The following is a 1,006-nucleotide window of genomic DNA, read 5'->3' on the forward strand; positions in this document are numbered from 1 at the left end:
CGGAGGCCTTTTCTCTCGGAGCCCCCAAACGGAATCGAACCGTTGACCTTCTCCTTACCATGGAGACGCTCTACCGACTGAGCTATAGGGGCCTGTCGCGCTTTCGGGTTTTCCTCGCGGCAACGGCACAGATCATACCCCGAACAGCAGAGTGCCCCCAACCCTGTTCGACACCGCGCTCGGCTAAAAGGCAGGCTGCAACAACCCACCGAGCGCGTTGCACGCGGACACGATCCGATGCATCTCACGCTTCGCCAAAGCAGCGTCCACGGGCAGCGCCAGCGTCTCGTCCGCGGCGCGCTCAGTCTCCGGCAGATACACATCCCGCCGGAACCCAGGCATCCGGTGCACAGGCGTCTTCACCGGCACCCAGCACTCAACTCCCCTGGCCCGCACGGCCCGTGCGAAAGCGTCCCGGTCCGGCCGCCCATTGCCCGGCACCCGCACGACGTACTGCTGGTACGTGTGCCCGATACCGCCCTCCGGCGTCCGCACCCCGCTCAACCGCCTGTCCAGATACGCGGCATGAGCCCTGCGCTGCTCGACCTCGTCGTACGGCGCCTTCGACTCGCTCTGCTCCAGCACCAGGAGACCTTGCCGCTGTCCAACGCGCCGCAGCCCCGCGAGGTCAGCGGGCTGACCGAAGCGGTGCACGGCGACGACAGCCACCGTCCGCGGCCCGACGACAGCGTCGACAGCGGGGACATCAAGGCAGTACGTGGCCGGGTCGATGTCGGCGAACACCGGCATCGCACCAGTCAGGCTCACGGCCTCGGCGACCTCGACGTTCCCGAACGCCGGCACGATGACCTCGTCACCAAGTCCAACACCCGCGGCCCTGAGCATTCCTACAGTCCCCATACTCGGGATGCTTATCGCGCAACGTGAACTCCAAGTGACGCACAACAAAAAAGAGCTGGTCCCCGAACCGAAGTTCGGGGACCAGCTCTTTCAATGTTTGTTCGGCGGTGTCCTACTCTCCCACAGGGTCCCCCCTGCAGTACCA

1 protein-coding gene and 1 tRNA gene are annotated in these 1,006 nt (G+C 65.4%); both read right to left on the reverse strand.

What is annotated here, in order from left to right; genetic code table 11:
- Positions 1-19: 19 nt before the first annotated feature.
- Positions 20-92 (reverse strand) — tRNA-Thr (locus tag IEZ21_RS29115).
- Between the two features lie 91 nt (positions 93-183).
- The gene (locus IEZ21_RS29120) at positions 184-846 is read right to left on the reverse strand and encodes a DegT/DnrJ/EryC1/StrS family aminotransferase (RefSeq protein ID WP_189324851.1); all 663 of its coding nucleotides are present in this window, start codon (positions 844-846) and stop codon (positions 184-186) included.
- Between the last annotated feature and the right edge of the window lie 160 nt (positions 847-1,006).

Origin of the sequence: Streptomyces flaveus (assembly GCF_014647675.1) — a bacterium.
Taxonomy (GTDB): Bacteria; Actinomycetota; Actinomycetes; order Streptomycetales; family Streptomycetaceae; genus Streptomyces; species Streptomyces flaveus.

Bases quoted from the DNA above. Each gene is read 5' to 3' on its own strand.
- IEZ21_RS29120 (WP_189324851.1), bottom strand. From the start codon at position 846: ATGCTCAGGGCCGCGGGTGTTGGACTTGGTGACGAGGTCATCGTGCCG.